Source organism: Acidithrix ferrooxidans, from assembly GCF_000949295.1.
Classification (GTDB): Bacteria; Actinomycetota; Acidimicrobiia; order Acidimicrobiales; family Acidimicrobiaceae; genus Acidithrix; species Acidithrix ferrooxidans.
In genome coordinates this window covers 1-2177 of the sequence record NZ_JXYS01000158.1, presented here as the reverse complement: position 1 = coordinate 2177, position 2177 = coordinate 1, and the positions used below count along the sequence as shown (strand labels likewise).

General features: G+C 44.8%; 3 protein-coding genes. All 3 read right to left on the bottom strand.

Annotation, left to right across the window (positions count from 1 at the left end; all coding sequences use genetic code 11):
- Positions 1 to 941 precede the first annotated feature (941 nt).
- Entirely contained in the window at positions 942 to 1106 is a 165-nt protein-coding gene (locus tag AXFE_RS20250; protein ID WP_160291939.1) for a hypothetical protein, read from the bottom strand.
- A gap of 235 nt (positions 1107 to 1341) precedes the next feature.
- Positions 1342 to 1650, bottom strand: coding sequence for a hypothetical protein (locus AXFE_RS21180; RefSeq protein ID WP_268749174.1), 309 nt, complete (start codon positions 1648 to 1650; stop codon positions 1342 to 1344).
- A 10-nt stretch (positions 1651 to 1660) separates the two neighbouring features.
- Positions 1661 to 2177, bottom strand: a 517-nt coding sequence (locus AXFE_RS21175; protein ID WP_200891365.1) for a transposase, incomplete at its 5' end; no start/stop codon positions are given.

The following is a 2177-nucleotide window of genomic DNA, read 5'->3' as shown; positions in this document are numbered from 1 at the left end:
ATCACTCCGATGTTGGTGGCACTTGCTACCAACAACTATCAATCGAGACACTAAATGGATGTATCAATCGTCCTGATAGTCACCACAAGATTGAAAATAGTCATTCGACTCAATAGCCCCAAGAGCACTTGGTCTATGATTTGATGGACCTTGAGATAACAAGAGGATCATTCCAAAGCTGAGAACCCAATCCCAATCACAGGTGATCAGTGATTGCCAAAATGCACTCTGAGATATTTCTATTACATATTAAGATCCTATGACTACAACAAGTCCTAATGGACTGTGGATTTGTGGACCAAGAATATTACAGGTAGTCAAATTTGTAACTTTCGCCTACCGAGTTGAAATCGGCGACTCTTGGTCAACAAGACCCACAGCCCGTAGCTACTACTAAATCAACAAAAAGTTCTTCCTTTCCTAATCATCAAGATGCTGCCGTAGCATTAGCCCCACTTCCTAGAACCAACAGTCCAATTAATTCGAAGACCAATACTTATGGATCATGACCGTTTGGGCCAAAGACTATAACTATGAAGCCATAGAGCCTCGAGTTGATCCATGGATATACGACAACCAGTGCCTTGCCTAAGCCTGAATCCACAGAAATGGACCAGCTTGAGCCCTTCGGTGTGACTCTGAGTCGGTTTTTCGGAACTGATTTAGGTTTGACGGAGGGTCTATGGCTTAAATCTGGTTTCAGAGTGCCAAATATGACCTATTCCCTTTGTGGTTGAGCCTGTTTGGTCATTTTTGAGATTGTGAAATCTCATTTTAGCCATAGTGACCTAGTCCCTTGTCTTCTAGAGCAGTTCCTTCAAGTAATATTCAGTGTGTTAGGTAACCAGATGTTCAGGTGATGGCGATCTCAAACTTTCTGATCCGATCAAGAGCCTCTAAGAACTTATCCTTATAGTGCCAGTGTTCTTCAAGATGCAGTATTACTTTTCTAGCTGAACGAGTGATATGTCCTGCGATCTGAAAGTAACACCGTCGAAGCTTTGGTGTGGTGTAACAGTTTCTGTAATAGCACGTATTCGTGCAGTGAACCGTGCCAGGTTGTGTGCAATTGCACCAAGAGCCAACCAAACGGCATTAGCGTTCATGTATCCAGATGGAACATGATTCCATCTAGAACCTCCTTTGAGATCCTTGATGACTAGTTCGATCTGGGCATGTGCTCGGTGATCAGCCTCAAGAAAGAGCGTTTCGCCTTGTCGATCGGTAATAAATGCGTGATAGTCATAGTCTCTAAATAGTGCCAGCTGAGACCCTGGAGTAGGCTTTGTTCTTCCTACGATAAGACGAACGTCTTGTCTATCTCTTGCAAATGCGCGATATTTACTGTTTTTGACGGTATTTCACTTCTGCTACATCAGCTCCACCTTCAAGCCAGTAGGGAATTGAAGTCCAGGCATCCTCTTGGATATCGGAGATGATACCTTTTAGTCTCTTGGACATCCGTGTTGTAATGCAAAAGCGAGTATTGCCCGCACTAGCTGCGTCTCTAACGGCTCTTGAGAAGAACCCAGAGTCAAAACGCATGGTTATTTCACCAGTTGCTCCAGCGGCTCTGGCATTGTTGATTACCTGGGTTACAAACTCCCCGGCACCACGGGCGGTATTGGCATTGCCTTCACGTGTCGCTATTCCAAGAATGTCACCTGTTTTGCCAACAGCTGCTAGGTGTGGGTGATACCCCCCTTAGGTTGGTATAACCAAAGTAAGCTCCTTCTTTTTTGTTTCCATATACCTGACATATCGTGGAATCAACATCAATGGTGAGCGGCTCATCACCTGGACCTGCTCCAGCTAGCCAGGCTCGTTTTAGCAACAAAGCTGCAACTCGTTCAACATCTGCGATGTCACTGGTCTCAAAACTACGCAAGAAGACACCAAACCTAGATGGTGCTGGCATTATCTGACCAAGGATAACTTGCGCATTTGGGCTTTCAAGGATTGCAGTGTCATCAATGCAATCACCACCGGCCAAGATAGATGCAATGATAGCCATAGCTTTTCTGCCAACATTTGCTCGTCCAGGACGATCCTCTAGGTCAATGTGTAAATCAAAGAGATCCCTAAGGCCAAGTCTCTCAGCAAGGGTGATAGGGAGTATTAACCCACTGTTGGAAACTGCGTTCGAATCGTCAAAGGTGACTATCAAACACTCTAAA

Coding starts and splice junctions, on each gene's coding strand:
- AXFE_RS20250 (WP_160291939.1), bottom strand. CDS start 1,106: ATGAACGCTAATGCCGTTTGGTTGGCTCTTGGTGCAATTGCACACAAC.